21 protein-coding genes and 1 pseudogene are annotated in these 20,507 nt (G+C 72.5%); 9 read left to right on the forward strand and 13 right to left on the reverse strand.

Features of this window, described 5'->3' with window-relative positions; all coding sequences use genetic code 11:
• Window positions 1–78: 78 nt before the first annotated feature.
• Entirely contained in the window at window positions 79–1,095 is a 1,017-nt protein-coding gene (locus ACWGH1_RS21750; RefSeq protein ID WP_453352614.1) for a hypothetical protein, read from the reverse strand.
• A 204-nt stretch (window positions 1,096–1,299) separates the two neighbouring features.
• A complete protein-coding gene (locus tag ACWGH1_RS21755) occupies window positions 1,300–2,112 on the reverse strand; it encodes an IclR family transcriptional regulator (RefSeq protein ID WP_453352613.1) in 813 nt (270 codons plus the stop codon).
• 154 nt (window positions 2,113–2,266) lie between these two features.
• On the opposite strand from ACWGH1_RS21755, the gene ACWGH1_RS21760 reads away from it, so the two are divergent.
• The 4 genes from ACWGH1_RS21760 to ACWGH1_RS21775 all read left to right on the forward strand — a co-directional run bounded on the left by ACWGH1_RS21760 (window position 2,267) and on the right by ACWGH1_RS21775 (window position 5,670).
• Window positions 2,267–3,793 (forward strand): aldehyde dehydrogenase (NADP(+)), encoded by a 1,527-nt coding sequence (locus tag ACWGH1_RS21760; RefSeq protein WP_453352612.1) that lies wholly within the window; start codon window positions 2,267–2,269, stop codon window positions 3,791–3,793.
• A gap of 134 nt (window positions 3,794–3,927) precedes the next feature.
• Window positions 3,928–4,146 carry a hypothetical protein gene (locus ACWGH1_RS21765; RefSeq protein ID WP_453352611.1) on the forward strand — a complete coding sequence of 73 codons (219 nt, stop codon included), beginning with the start codon at window positions 3,928–3,930 and terminating at the stop codon, window positions 4,144–4,146.
• Between the two features lie 62 nt (window positions 4,147–4,208).
• Complete coding sequence (locus tag ACWGH1_RS21770) at window positions 4,209–5,390, forward strand: TerD family protein (protein ID WP_453352620.1); 1,182 nt, start codon at window positions 4,209–4,211, stop codon at window positions 5,388–5,390.
• A gap of 103 nt (window positions 5,391–5,493) precedes the next feature.
• Complete coding sequence (locus tag ACWGH1_RS21775; protein WP_361313450.1) at window positions 5,494–5,670, forward strand: hypothetical protein; 177 nt, start codon at window positions 5,494–5,496, stop codon at window positions 5,668–5,670.
• A gap of 64 nt (window positions 5,671–5,734) precedes the next feature.
• Here ACWGH1_RS21775 and ACWGH1_RS21780 read toward each other — a convergent pair whose 3' ends face one another.
• Window positions 5,735–7,174 carry an alkaline phosphatase PhoX gene (locus tag ACWGH1_RS21780; protein WP_453352610.1) on the reverse strand — a complete coding sequence of 480 codons (1,440 nt, stop codon included), beginning with the start codon at window positions 7,172–7,174 and terminating at the stop codon, window positions 5,735–5,737.
• A 210-nt stretch (window positions 7,175–7,384) separates the two neighbouring features.
• On the reverse strand, window positions 7,385–8,854 hold the full coding sequence (locus tag ACWGH1_RS21785; RefSeq protein ID WP_453352609.1) for a hypothetical protein: 1,470 nt from the start codon (window positions 8,852–8,854) through the stop codon (window positions 7,385–7,387).
• Between the two features lie 273 nt (window positions 8,855–9,127).
• Here ACWGH1_RS21785 and ACWGH1_RS21790 point away from each other — a divergent pair, with 273 nt between their 5' ends.
• From ACWGH1_RS21790 to ACWGH1_RS21805, 4 genes and pseudogenes are all read left to right on the forward strand, one after another.
• A complete protein-coding gene (locus ACWGH1_RS21790) occupies window positions 9,128–10,969 on the forward strand; it encodes an endonuclease/exonuclease/phosphatase family protein (RefSeq protein ID WP_453408921.1) in 1,842 nt (613 codons plus the stop codon).
• 59 nt (window positions 10,970–11,028) lie between these two features.
• A complete protein-coding gene (locus ACWGH1_RS21795) occupies window positions 11,029–11,301 on the forward strand; it encodes a hypothetical protein (RefSeq protein WP_453356929.1) in 273 nt (90 codons plus the stop codon).
• Window positions 11,220–11,450: pseudogene (locus ACWGH1_RS21800) on the forward strand (GNAT family N-acetyltransferase); the annotation flags it as partial. The gene ACWGH1_RS21795 and the pseudogene ACWGH1_RS21800, both read left to right, overlap by 82 nt.
• 146 nt (window positions 11,451–11,596) lie before the next feature.
• Window positions 11,597–11,851 (forward strand): hypothetical protein, encoded by a 255-nt coding sequence (locus ACWGH1_RS21805; protein ID WP_453356926.1) that lies wholly within the window; start codon window positions 11,597–11,599, stop codon window positions 11,849–11,851.
• Between the two features lie 79 nt (window positions 11,852–11,930).
• Here ACWGH1_RS21805 and dapD read toward each other — a convergent pair whose 3' ends face one another.
• Together dapD and ACWGH1_RS21815 are read right to left on the reverse strand one after the other, a co-directional pair.
• Window positions 11,931–12,911 (reverse strand): 2,3,4,5-tetrahydropyridine-2,6-dicarboxylate N-succinyltransferase, encoded by a 981-nt coding sequence (gene dapD / locus ACWGH1_RS21810; RefSeq protein WP_453356927.1) that lies wholly within the window; start codon window positions 12,909–12,911, stop codon window positions 11,931–11,933.
• Window positions 12,912–12,920: 9 nt separating this feature from the next.
• A complete protein-coding gene (locus ACWGH1_RS21815) occupies window positions 12,921–14,195 on the reverse strand; it encodes an MFS transporter (RefSeq protein WP_453408922.1) in 1,275 nt (424 codons plus the stop codon).
• A 77-nt stretch (window positions 14,196–14,272) separates the two neighbouring features.
• Between ACWGH1_RS21815 and ACWGH1_RS21820 the strand changes: the two genes are divergently transcribed.
• The gene (locus ACWGH1_RS21820; protein WP_453352812.1) at window positions 14,273–15,151 is read left to right on the forward strand and encodes a winged helix-turn-helix transcriptional regulator; all 879 of its coding nucleotides are present in this window, start codon (window positions 14,273–14,275) and stop codon (window positions 15,149–15,151) included.
• Between the two features lie 35 nt (window positions 15,152–15,186).
• On the opposite strand, the gene ACWGH1_RS21825 is transcribed toward ACWGH1_RS21820, so the two are convergent.
• From ACWGH1_RS21825 to sufC, 7 genes are all read right to left on the reverse strand, one after another.
• Window positions 15,187–15,744 carry a TetR/AcrR family transcriptional regulator gene (locus tag ACWGH1_RS21825; protein ID WP_453352813.1) on the reverse strand — a complete coding sequence of 186 codons (558 nt, stop codon included), beginning with the start codon at window positions 15,742–15,744 and terminating at the stop codon, window positions 15,187–15,189.
• Complete coding sequence (locus ACWGH1_RS21830) at window positions 15,744–16,067, reverse strand: DMT family transporter (protein WP_453352814.1); 324 nt, start codon at window positions 16,065–16,067, stop codon at window positions 15,744–15,746. The genes ACWGH1_RS21825 and ACWGH1_RS21830 overlap by 1 nt, the downstream gene beginning before the upstream one ends.
• A 50-nt stretch (window positions 16,068–16,117) precedes the next feature.
• Window positions 16,118–17,482, reverse strand: a complete 1,365-nt coding sequence (locus tag ACWGH1_RS21835) for a DUF3616 domain-containing protein (protein WP_453352815.1) — start codon at window positions 17,480–17,482, stop codon at window positions 16,118–16,120.
• A gap of 157 nt (window positions 17,483–17,639) precedes the next feature.
• Complete coding sequence (locus ACWGH1_RS21840) at window positions 17,640–17,984, reverse strand: metal-sulfur cluster assembly factor (RefSeq protein ID WP_030388904.1); 345 nt, start codon at window positions 17,982–17,984, stop codon at window positions 17,640–17,642.
• Window positions 17,981–18,442, reverse strand: coding sequence for a Fe-S cluster assembly sulfur transfer protein SufU (gene sufU / locus ACWGH1_RS21845; RefSeq protein ID WP_030027090.1), 462 nt, complete (start codon window positions 18,440–18,442; stop codon window positions 17,981–17,983). The genes ACWGH1_RS21840 and sufU overlap by 4 nt, the downstream gene beginning before the upstream one ends.
• Window positions 18,443–18,465: 23 nt before the next feature.
• Window positions 18,466–19,737 (reverse strand): cysteine desulfurase, encoded by a 1,272-nt coding sequence (locus ACWGH1_RS21850; protein WP_453352816.1) that lies wholly within the window; start codon window positions 19,735–19,737, stop codon window positions 18,466–18,468.
• Window positions 19,734–20,501 (reverse strand): Fe-S cluster assembly ATPase SufC, encoded by a 768-nt coding sequence (gene sufC, locus ACWGH1_RS21855; RefSeq protein WP_266630406.1) that lies wholly within the window; start codon window positions 20,499–20,501, stop codon window positions 19,734–19,736. Before sufC ends, ACWGH1_RS21850 begins: the two co-directional genes overlap by 4 nt.
• Window positions 20,502–20,507 lie beyond the last annotated feature (6 nt).

Below are 20,507 nucleotides of genomic sequence, written 5' to 3' on the forward strand. Positions count from 1 at the left end.
CCGTTGGCCCCTACGTCCCGCTGAACCCCGGCATCCGGCTGCCCCCGTCGGCCGTTCTCCCGTCCGCGCCGGTCCGTCTCACGCGGTGCGGCGTGAGGCGAGGAACCGGGCCAGGACCGCTGCGGCGAGCAGGCCGGTGATCATCTGGCCAGCGTAGGTCAGGACCATCGCGGTGGTGACCTCCGTGGCGGGATCGGTGGTAGCCGTCAAGGCGATCAGCAGCCACAGGCCCCAGCACGCCGCAGCCGCCGCCCCGGTCCATGCCAGGGCCAGCGCCCACCGGGCCTGTCGGGCCCCGCCCCGCGCCAGGTTCACGGCACCCGCGCCCGCGGCCAGGGCGCACATCGCGTGGGTGGCGGACACCGCGCCCGTCTGCGGATTGAACTGGGCGATCTGCGACGCGCTCAGCCCGGCCTCGCCGCCGAAGGCCCAGTGGAGCTGCACGGCCGCCACGGCCACGGCCATCACCGCCGCGGCTCCCGCCACCACCCCCGTGGGTGACGGGAGCCGCTCCCCCAGGACGCCCTGCCACCGCCGGCCCCAGCGCTCCCGCGCATAGGGGACGAACAGCCCGGCCAGGGCTATGGCCTGCAGGATGAAGCCGCCGTAGACGACGTTGAACACCCAGGGGTCGAGGAAGGGCTCCTTGGCCGCCTCCGCGGCGGCGTCCGGCCCCAGGCCCACGGCGCCCAGGAGGCATTGGGCGGGGAAGGCCACGACGACCGGAACGAGCAGTCCGGTGGCGATGAACACCGGGACGGTCAGCAGCCAGGACGGCACCCGCAGGCCCCATGACCGGGTGAGCACCAGCACGAGCACGATGACGGCCGAGTCCATGGCCAGGGTGACGGCGTTCGCCACCTTGAAGAACATGCCGGGCTCCAGCAGCACGCTGCCGTCCGGTATCCCGATGCGGCTCCCCGCCAGCCAGGCGCCTTTGAGGCACAGGTAGGGCACGGTGGTGGCCAGGGCTGCCGCCCGCAGGATCCGCCCGACGACCCCGGGCCGGGAGGTCCCCGGACCGGTGGACGGCGGCTGCCCCGCGTACGTCGCCGCGTACGTCGTCCCGATGGTGTGTACCGGTCGTGTGGTCATGACCCAACGGTCGCGTGCGCGCCGCCCCACCGCCTCCCCCACGAAGGTGAACCGCCTCCCCCGCCCGGGGGAGGAATCCCCACCTCCGGCGCGTCACACCACCGCGTCACATCCGGCGCCTCACACCCGGCGCCTCACACCCGGCATCTCACACCCGGCATCTCACACCCGGCATCTCACACCCGCCGCCTCACATCCGGTCTCTCACATCCGGCGCGTCGCCACCGACAGCCGGTCGCGCGCCTCGAACAGCGCGGCCTTGATGCCCTGCTCGTGCCGCGGCGTCAGCCGGGCGACCGGCACCGAGCAGCTCACCGCGTCCCGCGCCGGGGTGCGGTACGGCACCGCCACCCCGAAGCAGCGCAGCCCCAGGGTGTTCTCCTCCCGGTCGACCGCGTACCCCTGTTCCCGCACCAGCGCCAGCTCGTCCACCAGCCGCTCCCGGTCGGTGATGGTGTGCTCGGTGACCGCCTCCAGCCGGCGCGGCAGCAGCCCGCGCACCTCGTCGTCGGTGTGCGTGGCCAGCAGGGCCTTGCCGAGGGCCGTGGAGTGCACGGGCAGCCGCCGCCCGACCCGGGTGAACGGCCGCAGGTAGTGCTGGGACTGGCGGGTCGCGAGGTAGACCACGCTCGTCCCGTCCATCCGGGCCAGGTGGATCGTCTCCGTCGTGTCGTCGGAGAGCCGGTCCAGAGTGGGCCTGGCCGCCGCGACCACCTCGTCGCCGTCGATGTAGGAACTGCCGACGAGCAGGGCGCGCACGCCGATGCCGTACCGCGTGCCCGTGGCGTCGGTCTCCACCCAGCCCAGGTTCACCAGCGTGCGCAGCAGCATGTACAGGCTGGACTTGGGCAGCGCGAGGTCGTGCTGGATGTCGGCCAGGCTGTGCAGTCCCGGCCGGGCCGCGAAGTGCTCCAGCAGCATGACCGTGCGCACGGCCGACTTGACGGCCGCCGGGGCTCCCGGACCGCCCCCCTCCGTGACTTCGTCCCCCGGCGTCCCGGAACCACCTCTGGTCATCGGCCTCGTGCCCCTCTCGTCTCGTTATCCCTTGTCAACCGGGAAGACGCGGAAATAGAGTCCACACTGGATGTGATCATTCACCCATCGGAACGGCGTTCAGAATACTGAACGCCGCCCTCTGGGTCGGCGTGGATCCAGGAGGCAGTGCGCCATGGCAGCTACACCAGTCTGGAGTGTGGACCCCCGCACCGGGAAGCAGCACGGGCAGGTTGCGGTGGAGGCCACAGCCCAGGAGGTGGACGCAGCCGTACGCGCGGCGCACGCCGCCCGGGCCGCGCTCGCCGACCGCGCCGCCCGCACCGCCTTCCTGCGCGGGGCCGCCGAGCTGCTGGACGCGGCCGCGGACCAGGTCGTCGAAACCGCCGACGCCGAGACCGCGCTCGGGCCCGGCCGGCTCACCGGCGAGCTGGCCCGCACCACCGGCCAGCTGCGGGCCTTCGCCGACGCCGTGGACGAGGGCGGCTACCTCGACATCCGCATCGACCGCGCCGACCCCTCGCTGAGCCCGCCGCGCCCCGGACTGCGCCGCTACAAGGTGCCGCTGGGCGTGACCGCCGTCTACGCCGCCTCCAACTTCCCGCTCGCCTTCTCCGTGCCCGGCGGGGACACCGCGAGCGCCCTCGCCGCCGGCTGCCCCGTGGTGGTCAAGGCGCACCCCGACCACCCGGCGACCTCCGAACTGTGTGCCTCGCTGCTGCGCCGGGCGGCGGTACGGGCCGGGCTGCCGGCCGCGGCCGTCGCCGTCGTCCACGGCTTCGGGGCCGGCCTGGAACTGATCCGCCACCCGCTCGTCGCGGCGGCCGGGTTCACCGGTTCCGTCCGGGGCGGACGGGCCCTGTTCGACGCGGCCGCCGCCCGGCCCGTGCCGATCCCCTTCCACGGCGAACTGGGCTCCCTGAACCCCGTCGTGGTCACCCCGGCGGCGGTCGCCGAGCGCGCCGATGAGATCGGCGCGGGGCTCGCGGGCTCGCTCACGCTCGGCGTCGGCCAGTTCTGCGTCAAGCCCGGCCTCGCCCTCGTCCCCGCGGGCCCGGACGGTGACCGGCTCACCGCCGCGCTCGGCAAGGCGCTCGGCGAGACCGGGCCGGGGGTGCTGCTGGACCACCGGATGCGGGACGCCTTCGTCGCCGGGGTCCGCGAGCGGTCGGCGCTGCCCGGAGTGGATGCGCCCGTCGCCCCGGGCCCGGGCGGGGAGCACTCCGTCACCGCCGGGTACCTGACCCTGCCGGCCCGGACCCTCCTCGACGGCGGGCCGTCCTACGAGGTGCTCCTGGAGGAGTGCTTCGGCCCGGTCGGGGTCGTCGTCCGGTACGCGGACGGGGCCGAGGCGGCCGAGGTGCTGGGCCGGCTCGGCGGGAACCTGAGCGCCACCCTCCAGCTCTCGGCGGCCGAGACCGAGGGCGCGCCCGGGCCGGCCGCCGAACTGATCGCGCAGGTCACCGGGTTGGCGGGCCGGATCGTGGTGAACGGCTGGCCGACCGGGGTCGCGGTGGCGCCGGCCCAGCACCACGGCGGCCCGTACCCGGCGGCCACCTCGCACTTCACCTCGGTCGGCGGCGCCGCCATCGAGCGCTGGCTGCGGCCGGTGGCGTACCAGTCGGTGCCGGACGCGCTGCTGCCCGCGGAGCTGCGCGAGGGCAACCCGCTGGGGCTGCCGCGCCGGGTCACCGGGGGCTGACGCCGGGGGCCGGGCCCCGGGCGGAGGCCGCCGGGCGGCGGGCCGGGCCGGGCACCCGCGGGGGGCTCCGGCCCGCTGGTGGGGCGGGCCAAGTCCGTTGCCGCCTCCGCCCCGGGCAGGGCAGGTTGCCGCTCATGCCGAAGCCGCACGGGTTCACGTACGAAGGACAGGGCGACCGCGTCGTCATCACGCGCCGGGGCCGGGCCGCGGGCACCCTGCGCGGGGCCCGGGCCGCGAGGTTCCTCGCCGAGGTGGAGTCGGGCGACGCCCAGCTGGTCATGGCCCGCTGGACCGGCGCCTACAAGTTCGGCAACGAGCGCACGGCCCGGAACCACCCGCGCAACCGCGGTTGAGAAGTCCTGCGAGGGTAAGGGAACGGCAAAGCGGTGTCGGTCGTTCTCCGGGCATGACCGCTATGACCCCTGGTTCCAATCTGCCGCTCAACACCGTCCGCGTGACGGTGGATGTGGCTGCCCCGGTGCGGCTCGACGTTTCCGGGCTCCTCCTCACGGCGGACGGCAAGGTGCGTTCGGACGCCGACTTCATCTTCTACAACCAGCCGACCGGGCCCGGTGTGAGCTACCGGTCCGGCGGCGGTTCGGCGCCCGACTCGATCACCGTCGACACCGCCGCCCTGCCGCCGGGCATCGAGCGGATCGTGGTGACCGCGAGTCCGGACGCCGCCGGGCAGACCTTCCAGGGCATCGAACCCACCGCCACGGTGCGGGACGCGGCGAGCGGTGCGGTGATCGCCACGTTCACCCCGCCGCAGCTCGGCGCGGAGACCGCCCTCGTGGTGGTGGAGGTGTACCAGCGCGGCGGTGCGTGGAAGGTGCGCGCCGTGGGCCAGGGGTACGCCAACGGCCTCGCCGGCATCGCCACGGACTTCGGGGTCACGGTCGAGGAGGAGCCGGCCGCCCCCGCGCCCGCCGTCGCCGCGCCGCCGATGCCCGCGGCCGTCCCGGCCGCCCCGCCCATGCCCTCGGCGCCCGCCCCGGCCCCCGCCGCTGCCGCCACCGGGAAGATCAACCTCGACAAGGGGCGGGTCAGCCTCCGCAAGAACCAGACCGTCTCCCTCGTCAAGGGCGGCCGCCCGCTGCTCTCCCAGGTCAAGATGGGCCTCGGCTGGGAACCCGCGTTCGGCGGCCGGGCCATCGACCTCGACGCGTCCGTCATCGCCTACGGCCCGCAGCGCAACCACATCGACAGCTGCTACTTCGGCAAGCTGTCGATCCTCGGCGGAGCCGTCAAGCACTCGGGTGACAATCTGACCGGCGAGGGCGCCGGGGACGACGAGGTCATCGTCGTGGACCTCGGCCGGCTGCCCGCCGAGGCCACGGGCCTGGTCTTCACGGTCAACTCCTTCTCCGGCCAGAAGTTCACCGAGGTGGCGAAGGCCTACTGCCGCCTGATCGACGCGGCGAGCGACGAGGAGCTGGTCCGCTTCGACCTCACCGGCGCGGAGCCGCAGACCGGCGTCATGATGGCCAAGCTGATCAGACAGTTCAGCGGCGAGTGGGAGATGACGGCCATGGGCGACTTTGTGAAGTCCCGCACAGTGCGGGGCATGGTCAAGCCCGCCGCGGAGGCACTCTGAGCAGGTGAGCGGCCACATCGTGCGACCGGCGGCCAACGCCGGGTGAGCGATGCCACCCCGAAATCGGAGGTGACTGTCAGTGGCCGCCCGTAGCCTTGGACTCATGCAGAAGACACTCCAGCCCGCGGGTCCGGCCCGCCCGTCCGCCGCAGAGGCGAACGCGGCGATCCGGCACCTCGTCGAGACCAGGGTGGACGACGAGTGGCCCTCCGAGGCGTACGAATTCCTGCTTGAGGAGTGGGCCGCGGCCTCCCGTGCGGAGGCCGCACCGGCCCAGTAGGGCCGGGGCGGAGCCACCCCGGCCCGCCGGGCAGCAGCGGCCCTGCCGCCGTCCGTCGGCGTCCTCAGTGGGCGCGCCGCCAAGGGCCGGTGATGGCCAGCATGATCCCCGGCTCCTGGATGTTGGCGTACAGGGTGCGCCCGTCAGGGGAGAAGCAGACGCCCGTGAACTCCGAGTACTCGGGGTTCTCGGCCGTCCCCGTGTTCATCTCGTTGCGGGCGAGCGGATAGGTGCGGCCCGACTCCGTCGCGCCGAGCAGGTGCTGGACGCCTTCGCCGTCCTCCGCGATGACCAGGCCGCCGTACGGGGACACCGTGATGTTGTCCGGCCCGTCGAAGGCGCCGTCCTTGGACGGGTCGGCGTTCACCCCGAGCAGGACCATCAGCCGGATCGTGCGCCGCTTCGGGTCGTAGAACCAGACCTGGCCGTCGTGCGCCGCGCCCGGGCTCTCGGAGCGGGCGTAGGAGGAGACGAAGTACGCGCCCCCGTCGGCCCACCACATGCCCTCCAGCTTGCGCGCCCGGGTCACGGCGTCCGCCCCGAACTGCTTGCGCACCGACGTCGTGCGCCCGTCGCGGTCCGGGACCTCGGCCCAGTCGACCCCGTACACGGTGCCGGTCTGCGTAGCGCGCGAGAGGTCGTCCACGAACCGCCCGGAGCTGTCGAAGCACTTGGCCGCCGCGAGCACGCCCGCGTCGGGGGCGAGCGTACGCAGCTTGCCGCGCCCGTGGTGGAAGCCCTTCGGCGGGGTCCAGCGGTAGAGCAGGCCGTTGGGGCCGGAGGCGTCCTCCGTCAGGTAGGCGTGGCCCTGGCGCGGGTCGATGACGACCGCCTCGTGCGCGTACCGCCCGAACGCCTTGACGGGCTGCGGGCCGCGGTTGGCGCGGCGGTCGTGCGGGTCGACCTCGAAGACGTAGCCGTGGTCCTTGGTCATCCCGTTCTTGCCGGCCAGGTCCTCGGTCTCCTCGCAGGTCAGCCAGGTCCCCCAGGGGGTGGCGCCGCCCGCGCAGTTGGTGGACGTACCGGCGATGCCGACCCATTCGGCGACCTCGCCGCCGCGGCGGACCTCGACGACCGTGCAGCCGCCGGAGGCCGCCGGGTCGTAGACGAGGCCCTCGGTGAGGGGGACCGGGTGGGCCCAGCCCGAGCGGGGACCCTTCAGCTCGTGGTTGTTGACGAGGAGGGTGACCCCCCGGTGGCCCTCGAAGGCGGCCGTGCCGTCGTGGTTGGAGGGGGTGCTCTCGCCGGAGTCGAGCTTCGTCACGCCGCTGTGGGTGATGACGCGGTAGGTGAAGCCGGCCGGGAGGGCCAGGATTCCGGCCGGGTCGGAGACGAGCGGGCCGTAGCCGGGCTCGTGCCGGCGACCGTGCTCGTCGTGCCGGGGGCTGTCGTCGGCCGCCAGCGCTCCGGGTGCGGTGGCGAGCGCGCCGACGGTTCCGGTGAGCGCGACGCCCGCGCCGGCGATGACGGTGCGGGCGGTGAAGTCTCTACGGCTGAGGGGCATCGTGGCTCCAGGGGGTGGGCGGTGGTGCGCCTGTCGTGCGGTCGTCGGCGCACACGCTCCCGCCCGCACGTGAACGGCGGCTGAACTACCCCGGAAAACCGGCTGACCCTTGACGGCCGGCCGCAATGGCCGACTCCGGCCGGTGATCGGCGCGTTGTCCACCCCGGGCCGTGGTGCCCGTAGCCGCGGAAGGGGTCCGGGGCCGCGGGGTCAGTTGCGGCGGGAACGGGCCTTGAATGCGGCCTTCCGGGCTTCCTTCGCCGCCTTCTTGTCGGGGTGCAGCCGGCCCATCGCCTCCAGGACCTCCGCCGTCGCCGGGTGCGCCACCCGCCAGACCTCGTCGAAGAAACCGGTGTGGTGTCCCGTCAGCGTCTGCATCAGCAGCGGCAGTTCCTCCGCTTCCGCGTCCGCCGCCAGCTGCGCCGCGATCGTGTCGACCGTCAGCCAGAAGACCATCGCCCCGTCCGGAGCCGGTACGTCCGCCGCCCCGCGCTCGGCCAGCCACACCCGGGCGAGCCCGCCCAGCTGCGGATCGTCCAGCACCGCCCGGACCGCGGGTTCCGCTTCGGGTCCGGCCGGGGCGAGGGCCTGCTGGCAGCGCAGCCGGCGCAGTGGGGCCCCTTCGTCGTCGCCGCGGGCCGCCTCGAGCAGTTCGGCCACCGCAGCGGGCAGTTCGCGGCCGGCCAGCCACTGCTCGACCTCCGCCTGCGCCGCGTCCTCGGGGTAGCGGGAGACCGTGTCCAGCAGGGCGTCCGCGCCCTTGTCGGCCAGTTCGCCGATGGCGGGCGCCTCGACCCCGGCTTCGAGCATGCGGGCGCGGACCCCGTACAGGCCGAGGGCGGTCAGCCGTACCATGCCGTACCGGGCGATGTCCTCCTCGTCCGCGTCGGCCGGCCCCGGGAGCAGTTCCTCGTCGTCGGCCTCGGCCATCAGCTCCTCGTCGACGGGCCGGTACTCGACCAGCCCGATGGGCTCCAGCTGCCGGAACTGGTCGTCCAGGCGCATCATCGCGTCGGAGACCTGCTCCAGCACCGCGTCGGTCGGCTCCCCCATGTCGTCGGGGACGACCATCGAGGCGGCGAGGACGGGCAGCGGCACCGGGCTCTCCCCCGCGCCGCCCGCTGCGACGGTGAGCAGGTAGAGGTTGGCGAGGACCCCGTCGAGGAAGTCCGCCTCGCGGGCCGGGTTCCAGTCGAGGCAGTCGAAGTCGATCGCCCCGCCGTCCTCCAGCGCGTCGACGAGGTCGTCCAGATCGGGTACGGCCGCGTCCGCGAGGACGGTGTCCAGGGCGGCCAGCCACAGGTCGAGTACGTCACCGGGCGCGCCCCCGGTGATCAGGGCGAGGTCCTCGCCGGGTTCGGCCGTCCCGTGTTCCGCCTCGTCGGCGTCCTCCTCGGGTTCGGTCACGTCGACCAGGCCGGTGTCGACGGCCACCCGCCAGGCCTGGCTCGTGTACACCGGGCCGTCCGGGTCCGTCGCGTCGAGCCCGAGCGCGGCCGCAGCCTGCGGCAGCTGGTCGGCGGCCAGTTCGCCGCCGACCTCGACGCGCGTGCCGGGGCCGGCCCAGCGGGCGAGGCGCACGGCCCGGGCGAACAGGGGTGCGACCAGGGCGTCGCGGGCCAGCTCCGCATCGGAGTGCAGCCGTACCGGCGGCAGCGTGGGGTGCGGCTCTGCGGACATGGGGCGGTTCTCCTCGTGGACGCGGTGGTGGGACCGTCGGGCCGGACGGCGACGCCCAGCGTAGACGCATTTCGGGCACTGCCACGGGCCCAACGCCTTTGGTTCATCCCACAGTCAGCTGCCGTATTCCCTGGAGACCTTGACAACTTCACGCCCTACACAGGAAATTGACGCGCGTAGATGTAGCGAAGAGCCGAACCCCGCTCCCTGCCGACGTTTCCGGGCACCCAGCGATCCCCGGGTGCCACCCTCCACACACCGGAGTTCTTGACCATGCGCTCCACGCACCCCCGTTCCGCCGCCATTGCGGCCCTCGTCGCCACGGCCCTGGCCACCGGTCTGCTCGCGGGCTCCGCCGACGCTGCCGAGGGCGCCGCGTCCGCCGATCCGGTACGCATCCACGACATCCAGGGCACCACCCGGATATCCCCGCTCAACGGCAAGCAGGTCACCGGCGTCGAGGGCATCGTCACCGGCGTGCGCACGTACGGCTCGCGCGGCTTCTGGATGCAGGACCCGGACGCCGACGACGACGCCGCCACCAGCGAGGGCGTCTTCGTCTTCACGAGCTCGGTCCCGACCGTCGCGGTCGGCGACGCCGTCAAGGTGACCGGCACGGTCGGCGAGTACGTCCCGGGCGGCGTCTCCTCCGGCAACCAGTCGGTCACCCAGATCAGCAAGCCGGCCGTCACCGTGGTGTCCTCCGGCAACGCGCTGCCCGAAGCCGTCGCGGTCAACGAGTACAGCGTCCCCGCCGAGTACGCGCCGGCCGGCGACGCGGCCGCCGCCGGCAGCATCAACGGCCTGCCGCTGGAACCCTCGCGGTACGCCCTGGACTACTACGAGTCCCTTGAGGGCATGAACGTCCGCATCGGCACCTCGCGCGTCGTCGGCGCCACCGACCCGTACGCGGAGCTGTGGGTCACGGTGAAGGGCTGGGAGAACACCGCCAAGCGCGGCGGTACGCTCTACGGCTCGTACGAGTCCCAGAACACGGGCCGCCTGCAGATCCAGCAGCTGGCGCCCCTCGCGCAGCAGCCGTTCCCGGTGGCCAACGTCGGCGACAAGCTGACCGGCACCACGGAAGGCCCGCTCGACTTCAACCAGTTCGGCGGCTACACCCTGGTCGCGCGCACCCTCGGCCAGGTCCAGGCGGGCACGCTCGCCCCCGAGAAGACCAAGGCGCAGGCCCCGGGCGAGCTCGCGGTGGCCACGTACAACGTCGAGAACCTCGACCCGACCGACCCGCAGTCGAAGTTCGACAACCTGGCGAAGGCGGTCGTCGAGAACCTCGCCTCCCCCGACATCGTGGCCCTGGAGGAGATCCAGGACGACAACGGCGCCAAGAACGACGGCACCGTCTCGGCGGAGCAGACGCTCACCAAGTTCACCGCCGCCATCGCGGCGGCGGGCGGCCCGGCCTACCAGTGGCGGACCATCAACCCGGAGAACAACAAGGACGGCGGCGAGCCCGGCGGCAACATCCGCCAGGTGTTCCTGTTCAACCCCGCCCGGGTCTCCTTCACCGACCGGGCGGCGGGCGATTCCACGACCGCGACCGGTGTGACGACGGAGAAGGGCCACGCGGCCCTGACCCACTCCCCCGGCCGGATCGACCCGGCGAACCCGGCCTGGGCCGACAGCCGCAAGCCGCTGGCGGGCGAGTTCGTCTTCCGCGGCCGGACGGTCTTCGTGATCGCCAACCACTTCACCTCGAAGGGCGGCGACGAGGGCCTGGCCTCCGCGCACCAGCCGCCGGTTCGTTCCTCGGAGGCCAAGCGGCGGCTCCAGGCGCAGGCCGTGAACGGCTTCGTCAAGGAGATCCTGGCGACGGAGAAGAACGCCGACGTCCTCGCGGTCGGCGACATCAACGACTTCGAGTTCTCGGGGACGGCGCAGGCGCTGGAGGACGGCGGCGTGCTGTACTCGGCGATCAAGTCGCTGCCGAAGGCGGAACGTTACTCCTATGTCTACCAGGGCAACGCCCAGGTACTGGACCAGATCCTGACGAGCCCGGCCGTCAAGAACTTCTCCTACGACAGCGTGCACATCAACGCGGAGTTCGCCGCCCAGAACAGCGACCACGACCCGCAGGTGCTGCGCTTCCGCCCGTAACCGCGGACCGCGGCCGGCCCGGGCGCCCTCCCGCCCGGGCCGCCTGCCACACTGCCGGCATGATCTTCCGCGCCGCGACCCGTGCCGATCTGCCCGTCCTCCTGGCCGGCGACGGCGACGCCGCGGTCACCGAGGCGCACGAGCGGGCTTTCGCCGCCATCGAGGCGGACCCGCGCAACGAGGTGCTCGTCCTGGCGGACGGGGACCAGGTGCTGGGGTGCCTCCAGCTGACGTACGTTCCCGGCCTCGGCCAGGGGGCCGGGAACGGGCGCTGGTCGAGGCGGTACGCGTGCGCCCGGACCGGCGGGGCGACGGACTGGGCACCGAGCTGATGGGGCGGGCGGTGGCGCGGGCCCGCGAGCGGGGCTGCGGTCTGGTGCAGCTGACCAGCAGCAAGCGGCGGGTGCAGGCGCACCGCTTCTGCGAACGGCTGGGTTTCGCGCGCAGCCACGACGGCTTCAAGCTGCTGCTGACGGACTGAACGGGCACCGGCGGGGGCGAGATGGGGACTTTCGCCCCTGGCGTGACGCTGGCCACATCCGTACCCGTTCAACCCGGGTTGTGGTGTTGAGTATCCCCACGCCAGGCCCACGCCCGATCCGTCCCCCCGCACTCCTGGAGGACCGCGTGTTCCCCTCCGTCTCCCTCGCCCGGGAAATCGGGCTGGCCGTGCTGCTCTTGGCGGCGCTGACCTGGGTCATCGGTCTCGGCCACATGCTGTGGGACAGCCGGTTCCACCACCCGGAGCCGGGCGCCCGCGAGGGCCTCGCGGCCATCCCGGCCCAGCGCGGCCCGGCCGGCCACCCGATGGAGACGGTCGAGCTGACCGAGGAGGAGGAACGGGCCTTCGCGGGCCTGATCCGCACCATCGCCCCGCACTGACCACCACGTTCCGCGCGAACGCCCTCCCACCCCGCTCGGGGGTGTGGGAGGGCGTTCGCGCGGAATCGGGCGGGCCGGTTCAGTTGTGGCTGTGCAGGACCTCGTTCAGGCCGCCCCAGACCGCGTTGTTCGGGCGGGCCTCGACGGCGCCGGTGACCGAGTTGCGGCGGAAGAGGATGTTGCTGGCACCCGAGAGCTCCAGGGCCTTGACGATCTGGCCGTCCGGCAGGGTGACGCGGGTGCCCGCGGTCACGTAGAGGCCGGCCTCGACGATGCACTCGTCGCCCAGCGCGATGCCGACGCCCGCCTCGGCGCCGACCAGGCAGCGCTCGCCGATCGAGATGATCTGCTTGCCGCCGCCCGAGAGGGTGCCCATGGTGGAGGCGCCGCCGCCGATGTCGGAGCCGTCGCCGACCACGACGCCGGCCGAGATGCGGCCCTCGACCATGGAGGTGCCGAGGGTGCCGGCGTTGAAGTTGACGAAGCCCTCGTGCATGACGGTGGTGCCCTCGGCCAGGTGCGCGCCGAGGCGGACCCGGTCGGCGTCGGCGATGCGGACGCCCTTGGGGGCGACGTAGTCCGTCATCCGGGGGAACTTGTCGATCGAGGTGACCTGGAGGTGCAGCCCCTCGGCGCGGGCGGTCAGCCGTACGGTCTCCACCTGGTCGACGGCGACCGGGCCGAGCGAGGTCCAGGCGACGTTGGCCAGCAGGCCGAAGAGGCCGTCCAGGTTCTGGCCGTGCGGCTTGACCAGGCGGTGGCTGAGCAGGTGCAGGCGCAGGTACGCGTCGTGCGCGTCCAGCGGCTTGTCGTCGAGCGAGGCGATCACGGTGCGGACGGCTACGACCTCGACGCCGCGCCGCGCGTCCGGCCCGAGGGCCTTGGGCGCGGCCTCGCCCAGGAGCTCCACGGCCCGCTCCGCGGTGAGGCGCTCGGTGCCGGCCGGGCCGGGCTCGGCGAGCAGCTCGGGGGCGGGGAACCAGGTGTCGAGGACGGTGCCGTCGGCGGCGAGGGTGGCAAGTCCGGCGGCGACGGCGCCGGTGGTACGCGTAGCAGTCATATCCGAAACCTAACCGGCCAGGGCCTGCGGTTGCGAACCGGTCTCATGTGCCGGGCGCGCTGCCCCGTCCCCGTCCGGGCGGGCATCCTCCCCTCGGGCTTCCTCCCGCCGGGCCTGCCGCGCCGACGCCCAGAACACCGCCCCGCCGGCGGCCGCCGCGAGCGCCGCGCACAGTGGCCAGAGCAGCCCGGGCGCGGCGGCGTACAGCGCTCCGCCCAGCGGCGCGCCGAGCACGACCCCGCTGACCGACACCCCGGCGTACAGGCTCTGGAACCGCCCGGCCGCGTGGTCCGGCGCCTGGTCGGCCACGTAGGCGGTGGCGGTGGTCTTGTAGAGGATCTCCCCGAGGCTCAGCAGCACCATCATGGCGACGGCGCTCACCGCGCCCGCCCCGCCGACCAGCGCCGCGTACCCGGCACCGACGAGCACGAGCCCGGTGGCGATGACGGGCAGCGGGGGCCGGCCCCGCAGGGCGACGGCGGCGGGCAGCTCCAGCAACAGGATCACGCCCCCGTTGAGGGCGATGACCAGTCCGAAGGCGCTGACGTCCAGGCCGTGGTCGGCGAGGAAGACCGGGAAGGTGCCGTACTGCTGGCGGTAGACGAGGTCGGTGACGAGGATGGCGCCGAGCAGGACGAGTACGGCCGGCCTGGCCCGCAGCTCGCCCCATATGCCGCCGCCCCCGTCCGGGGCCGCGGCGGGCTTCCTGGAGGCGCCCCGGGCCGGGACGACGCGGGCGGTCCAGCCGGCGAAGAGCAGCGTGCCGAGGCCGTCGGCGACGAAGAGCCAGTCGTAGGAGGCGGCGGTCGCGACGAGGGCCCCGAGGGGCGGCCCGAGGGTGAAGCCGCCGTTGGAGACGCAGCGCACCACGGCGAAGGCCTGCCGGCGGGCCCCTTCCGGCACGGTGACGGCGACCAGTGCGGAATTCGCGGCGCGGATCACCCCGGAGGCGTACTGGGCCACCGGCAGGGCGGCGTACAGCAGCGGCGTGGCCAGCAGCGGAAGGCTCACCAGGGTGAGTCCACCGAGACAGGCGGCGACGAGGAGGACCCGGCGGTGGCCGAAGCGGTCGCCGTACCAGCCGCCGGTGAAGTTCCCGGCGACCATGCCGATGCCTCCGACGCCGACGGCGACGCCCGCCTGGGCGGCGCCCAGACCGCGCGGGCCGGAAAGGTAGAGGAAGACGAAAACGAACGTGAAGCTGACGACGGCGTTGACGAACACACCCGCGGCCAGCAGCCACACGACCCTCGGCACGTCCTTGAACACCTGCGGCACGGCCACCCACCCCCGAGTTAGTTCCCTTTGGGAACGGACTATGTCAACATGGCAGCCTCGGGTCAACGGACAGAGGAGTTCCCATGGCCCAGCGCACCACCCTCGGTGACGCGGACTGCTCCATCGCCCAGGCCCTCGACGTCGTCGGGGACTGGTGGACGCTGCTGATCGTGCGCGACGCCGCGCGCGGCGTGCACCGCTTCGACGAGTTCCAGCGCGAGCTGGGCATGTCCCGAAAGGTCCTCGCCGAGCGGCTGAAACTGCTCGTCGAAGCCGGGGTGCTGATGCGCGTGCCGTACCAGGAACGCCCGGTGCGGCACGAATACCGGCTGACCCCGCGCGGGCGGGCCCTGCTGCCGGTACTGGTCGCCCTCCAGGACTGGGGCGACACCTGGATCCTCGGAGAGGGAGAGATGACGGCGACGACCGCGGAATCCTCGTGCGAGGCGGTACGCGTGCACGCGCTGCGCGGCACCCGCCTGCCGGAACTGCTGCTGCCGGACCGGTTCGGCGAGCTGCGCGACCCGGTGGCCGACACCCCGTTCACCGTCCTGTACTGCTTCCCGGGCGCGTACGCCCGGGCCGAGTCCTACCCGCCCGGCTGGGCCGGGATCCCGGGGGCGAAGGGCTGCACGCTGGAGTCGTGCACCTACCGGGACCAGCTGGCGCAGTTCACGGCGGCGGGCGCGACGGTGCACGGGGTCTCCACCCAACGCCCCGACGAACAGCGGGAGTTCGCGGAGGCGCAGCAGCTGCGCTTCCCGCTGCTCTCGGACGCGGGCCTCGAACTGGTGGCGGCCCTGCGGCTGCCGACCTTGCGGGCGGCGGGAGTGACCAGGATCAAGCGACTGACGCTGGTGGTGGACCGGGAGCGGACCGTGCGCGAGGTGTTCTACCCGATCGGGGACATCGAGGCGAGCGTCCGGGCCGCCCTCGCCGCGGTCCGCGCGGCCGGCCCCTGAGCCGCGGGCCGGCCCGGCCATGACCCGTCGGACCCCTACGGCCGCCCCAGCACCCGCGACAGCAGCTCGCGCGCGGACCGCTCGTCGTACTCGGCCTCGGTCAGCAGGACCTGGAGGCTGATGCCGTCCATCACCGCCGACACCGCCCGGGCCGTCGCCGGATCCACCCGCTCGGCCAGCGCCACCACCACCGCCTCGCACCACTCGGCCGCCACCGGCCGCAGCGCCGGCTTGCGCAGGGCGGACAGGTACAGCTCGTACTCCAGTTCCGCGCTCGCCCGGTCCGCCGTCAGGAACTCCCCCAGCCGGCGGGCCAGTGCCGCCGCCAGGTCGCCGTAGCCATCACCTTCGCCGTCACCTTCGCCGTCACCGAGCTCGGCCAGTGCCACCGCGAAGCCCTCGTTCGCCTGTCGCAGCGCCGCCACCAGCAGCTCGTCGAGCGTCGCGAAGTGGTACGTCGTCGAGCCCAGCGGTACGCCCGCCTCCGCCGCCACGCTCCGGTGGCTCAGCCCCGCGATGCCCCCGGCGGCCACCACCCGGGTCGCCGCGTCGATGATCCGCTGCCTGCGGTCGGGGTCGTACCGGCGGCCCATCAGTGCGCCGCCCCGCCGAGGTTCAGCAGGACCACGCCGCCGATGATCAGGGCGATCCCGGCGATCTTCGCCGCGGTGGCCGCCTCCCCCATGAACACCATCCCGATGGCGGCGATGGCGGCCGTGCCGACCCCGGCCCATATCGCGTAGGCCGTCCCCACCGACATCGACTTCAGCGTCTGCGCGAGCAGGGTGAAGGCGATCAGGTACCCCAACAGCGTGCCCAGCGACGGCCAGAGCCGGGTGAAGCCGTCGCTGTACTTCATGGCGGTCGTCCCTGCCACCTCGGAGGCGATGGCCGCCGCGAGCAACACGTAAGGCATGTGTACAACGGTACACACGCCTTGCGTACGGCCGTACGCGAACGGGCCGGTCAGTTCAGCGTGAACCAGGCCGCGCGCGCCTTCTTCCACTCCGGGTGGGTGAGGTCCTTGGCCTCGACGCCGTCGCCGTACAGGTCCGCCGACCCGCTGTCGGTGATCAGCTGCACCCGCGGGCCCGCGGCCGTCAGGTCCGGCACCTCCACGATCGCCTCCCAGCCGCCGGGGTCGGTCGTCGGCAGGTCGGCCCGCTTGACCGGGGCGTGGCCGGCGATCCCGTCCCACTGGTAGAGGGCGTACGGGTCGGAGTTGTCGTCGGCGGCCCACGAGCCGGCGAGGATCAGGTACTGGTCCGCCGCGTTCTTGCGGATGTCACGGACGGCGAGGCCGCCCAGGTCGAGCTCGATGCCCGCCCCGAACACGGCCTTCGAACCGCTCGAGAGCACCTTGTCGAAGTTGGTCACCGGCACGAGCAACGCCTTGCCGCCCGGTACGGCGGGCGCCAGCGGGGCCCGGAAGCCCAGGTAGGCGGTGGTCGTGGAGCCGGGGGCGAACTCCAGCCCCTCGACGTTGAACCCGTCGATCTGCTTGGGCGCCTCGCCGGCCGCGGTCCCGGCGGCGAAGCCGTACCGGTTGCCGTTCGCCTCGTCCCAGGCCACCAGGTCGTCGCGGAGCTGCTTGTACGAACGCCCGTACGTGAGCTGCGTGCCCGGGCCGGAGCCGCTGACGGTGGTGGTGAACACCGTGTTCCGGGGCGCCTTGTACTCGCCGTCCTTGTTGTTGCCGAGCGAACCGGTCCAGTAGACGGTGTTGCCGATCCGGGTCGCCCCCTCGATGTCCACCTCCTTGGTGACACCGAGCTGGGAGCTGAAGTCCCAGGTCCTGAGGGGAGCGTCGGAACGCGCGCGGTCGTACAGGCGCAGCACGTTGTTCTCGTCGTCGGCGACGACGGTGTAGCCGCCGCCGACGTCCACGGCGGCCGAGGAGTCGGAGGCGCCGCCGAAGTAGCGGGCGTCAGCCGGGTTCCGCACCGCCGCGGAGGCCGCGTAGGACAGGGTCTTGCTGGCCGTCTTGCCGCCGAGCCCGGTCACCTTGACGGTCAGGCCGGTGTAGCCGCGACCCCGTGCGGTGACGGCCAGCTGCCGTACCGCGCCGGCCCCGGTGACCGTGACGTCGCCGGTCCCGGCGACCGAGGCCTTGCTGGAGGCGGAGGCGCTGACGGTCAGCGCGGACACGTCGGCGCCGCTCTGCCCGACGGTCACCGCGACCGTCTGGTCGCCGACACCGCCGACGGCGCCGGACAGGTAGGACGAGGACAGGGTGATGGTCGGCGTACCGTACGTCACCGCGTGCGCCGGCAGGGCCGCGCCGGCGACGACCAGCGCCGCGACGGCTGCGATGCCCAGCTGCTTCTTCATCCGGAGGGTCCTCTCGTTCTGTGTCCGCCACCTCGTGACGGCCGTCGAGAAGATTCGGCCACCCGGGCCAACTTCCGGTGCACGCGGACCGACCACCGCAAGAACACGCAGGGCCCCCGGCACGACCGTGCCGGGGGCCCTCACGCGCGTGGAGCGGTCAGACGTTGAAGCCGAGCGCGCGCAGCTGCTCGCGGCCGTCGTCCGTGATCTTGTCCGGGCCCCACGGCGGCATCCAGACCCAGTTGATGCGGAGCTCGTTGACGATGCCGTCCGTCGCCGACTTCGCCTGGTCCTCGATGACGTCGGTCAGCGGGCAGGCCGCCGACGTCAGCGTCATGTCGAGGGTGGCGATGTTCGCGTCGTCGATGTGGATGCCGTAGATCAGGCCCAGGTTGACGACGTCGATGCCCAGCTCGGGGTCGACCACGTCGTAGAGGGCCTCGCGGACCTCTTCCTCGGTGGCGGGCTTGATCGACGCCTCGGGCGTCGCGTTCTCGGTCATGCCGTCTTCCTCTCGGCGTCGCCCAGTGCCTGGGCGGTCGCGTCCTTCCACGCCATCCAACTCAGCAGAGCACACTTCACCCGCGCCGGATACTTGGAGACGCCGACGAACGCGACCGCGTCCTCCAGCACCTCCTCCATGGCCTCGTCGGGCTCGATCTTGCCCTTGGACTGCATCATCTCCAGGAACACGGCCTGGATCTTCTGCGCCTCGGCCAGCTCCTTGCCGACGAGCAGCTCGTTCAGTACGGACGCGCTGGCCTGGCTGATCGAACAGCCCTGGCCCTCGTACGAGACGTCGGTGAGCGTCTCGCCGTCGTACTTCACACGCAGCGTGATCTCGTCGCCACAGGTGGGGTTGACGTGGTGCACCTCGGCGTCGCCGTCGCGCAGGCCTCGCCCGTGCGGGTGCTTGTAGTGGTCCAGGATCAGTTCCTGGTACATCGAATCCAGCTTCACAGCGTCTGTCCTCGTCGCCCTCGTCAGCCGAAGAAGTTCCGTACGTGCTCCAGCCCGTCGATCAGCGCGTCGACGTCGGCGGGAGTGGAGTACAGGTAGAAAGACGCTCGCGTCGTCGCGGGAATTCCGTAGCGCAGGCAGACCGGGCGCGCGCAGTGGTGTCCGACGCGGACGGCGATGCCCTGCTCGTCCAGCACCTGCCCGACATCGTGCGGGTGGATGTCTCCGAGGACGAAGGAGATCGCGGCGCCGCGGTCCTCGGCAGTGGTGGGGCCGATGATCCGCAGGTCGGGAACCTCCAGGAGGCGCTTGACCGCGTATTCGGTGATCGCGTGCTCGTGCGCGGCGATCTTGTCCATGCCGATCGCGGTCAGGTAGTCCACGGCCGCGCCGAGGCCGACGGCCTGGGCGATCGGGGGCGTACCCGCCTCGAACTTGTGGGGCGCCGGGGCGTACGTCGAGGCGTGCATCGACACGGTCTCGATCATCTCGCCACCGCCGAGGAACGGGGGCAGGTCCTCCAGGAGCTCCTGGCGGCCCCAGAGGACGCCGATGCCGGTCGGGCCGCACATCTTGTGGCCGGTGAAGGCCACGAAGTCGGCGCCGAGCGCCTGTACGTCCAGCGGCATGTGCGGAGCGGCCTGCGAGGCATCGATCAGCACGAGCGCGCCGACCTCCTGCGCACGCCGGACGATCGCGTCGACCGGGTTGACCGTGCCCATGATGTTGGAGACCAGCGTGAAGGAGACGATCTTCGTCTTCTCCGTGATGACCTCTTCGATGTTGGACAGGTCGAGCCGGCCGTCATCGGTCAGGCCGAACCACTTCAGCTTCGCGCCCGTGCGCTGCGAGAGCAGCTGCCACGGCACGATGTTGGAGTGGTGCTCCATCTCCGTGATGGCGATCTCGGTCTCGCGGTCGACCCGGTAGGGCTCGTCCGCCCAGCCGAGCATGTTCGCGACCAGGTTGAGCGACTCCGAGGCGTTCTTGGTGAAGATCACCTCGTCGCGGCTCGGCGCGTTGATGAAGGCGGCGACCTTGTCGCGGGCGCCCTCGTACAGCGCCGTGGCCTCCTCCGCGAGCACGTGCACGCCGCGGTGGACGTTGGCGTTGTGCTGCTCGTAGTACTCGTTCAGCGCGTCGAGGACCTGGCGCGGCTTCTGCGAGGTCGCCGCGTTGTCCAGGTAGACGATCTTCTTCCCGTCGTGGACCACACGATCCAGCAGGGGGAAGTCCTTGCGGATCGCCTCGTCAAGCAGATGAGAGCCAGTGAGGAGGCCAGGCAGCTGTGTCACGCGGTCGCGCCACCCTTCGTGCTGTACGCCTCGTAGCCTTCCGCCTCCAGCTTGTCGGCGAGCTCGGCACCACCGGACTCGACGATGCGGCCTTCCGAGAAGACGTGGACGAAGTCGGGCTTGATGTAGCGGAGGATCCGCGTGTAGTGCGTGATCAGCAGCGTGCCGACCTCGCCCGTCGCGCGGACGCGGTTGACGCCCTCGGAGACCTGGCGCAGCGCGTCGACGTCGAGGCCCGAGTCGGTCTCGTCGAGGATCGCGATCTTCGGCTTGAGGAGCTCCAGCTGGAGGATCTCGTGGCGCTTCTTCTCACCGCCGGAGAAGCCCTCGTTGACGTTGCGCTCGGCGAAGGCCGGGTCCATCTGGAGCTGCTCCATGGCGGACTTGACCTCCTTCACCCAGGTGCGCAGCTTCGGCGCCTCGCCGCGGATGGCGGTGGCCGAGGTGCGCAGGAAGTTGGAGACCGAGACGCCGGGGACCTCGACCGGGTACTGCATGGCGAGGAAGACGCCGGCGCGGGCGCGCTCGTCGACGGACATCTCCAGGACGTCTTCGCCGTCGAGGGTCACGGTGCCACCGGTAATGGTGTACTTCGGGTGACCGGCCAGCGAGTACGCCAGCGTGGACTTGCCGGAGCCGTTGGGACCCATGATGGCGTGCGTCTCACCCTGCTTGACGGTGAGGTCGACGCCCTTGAGGATCTCGCGGGCGCCATTCTCGGCCTCGACGGAGACGTGCAGGTCGTGGATTTCAAGCGTTGCCATGGATAC

Source organism: Streptomyces sp. NPDC054883, assembly GCF_053610645.1.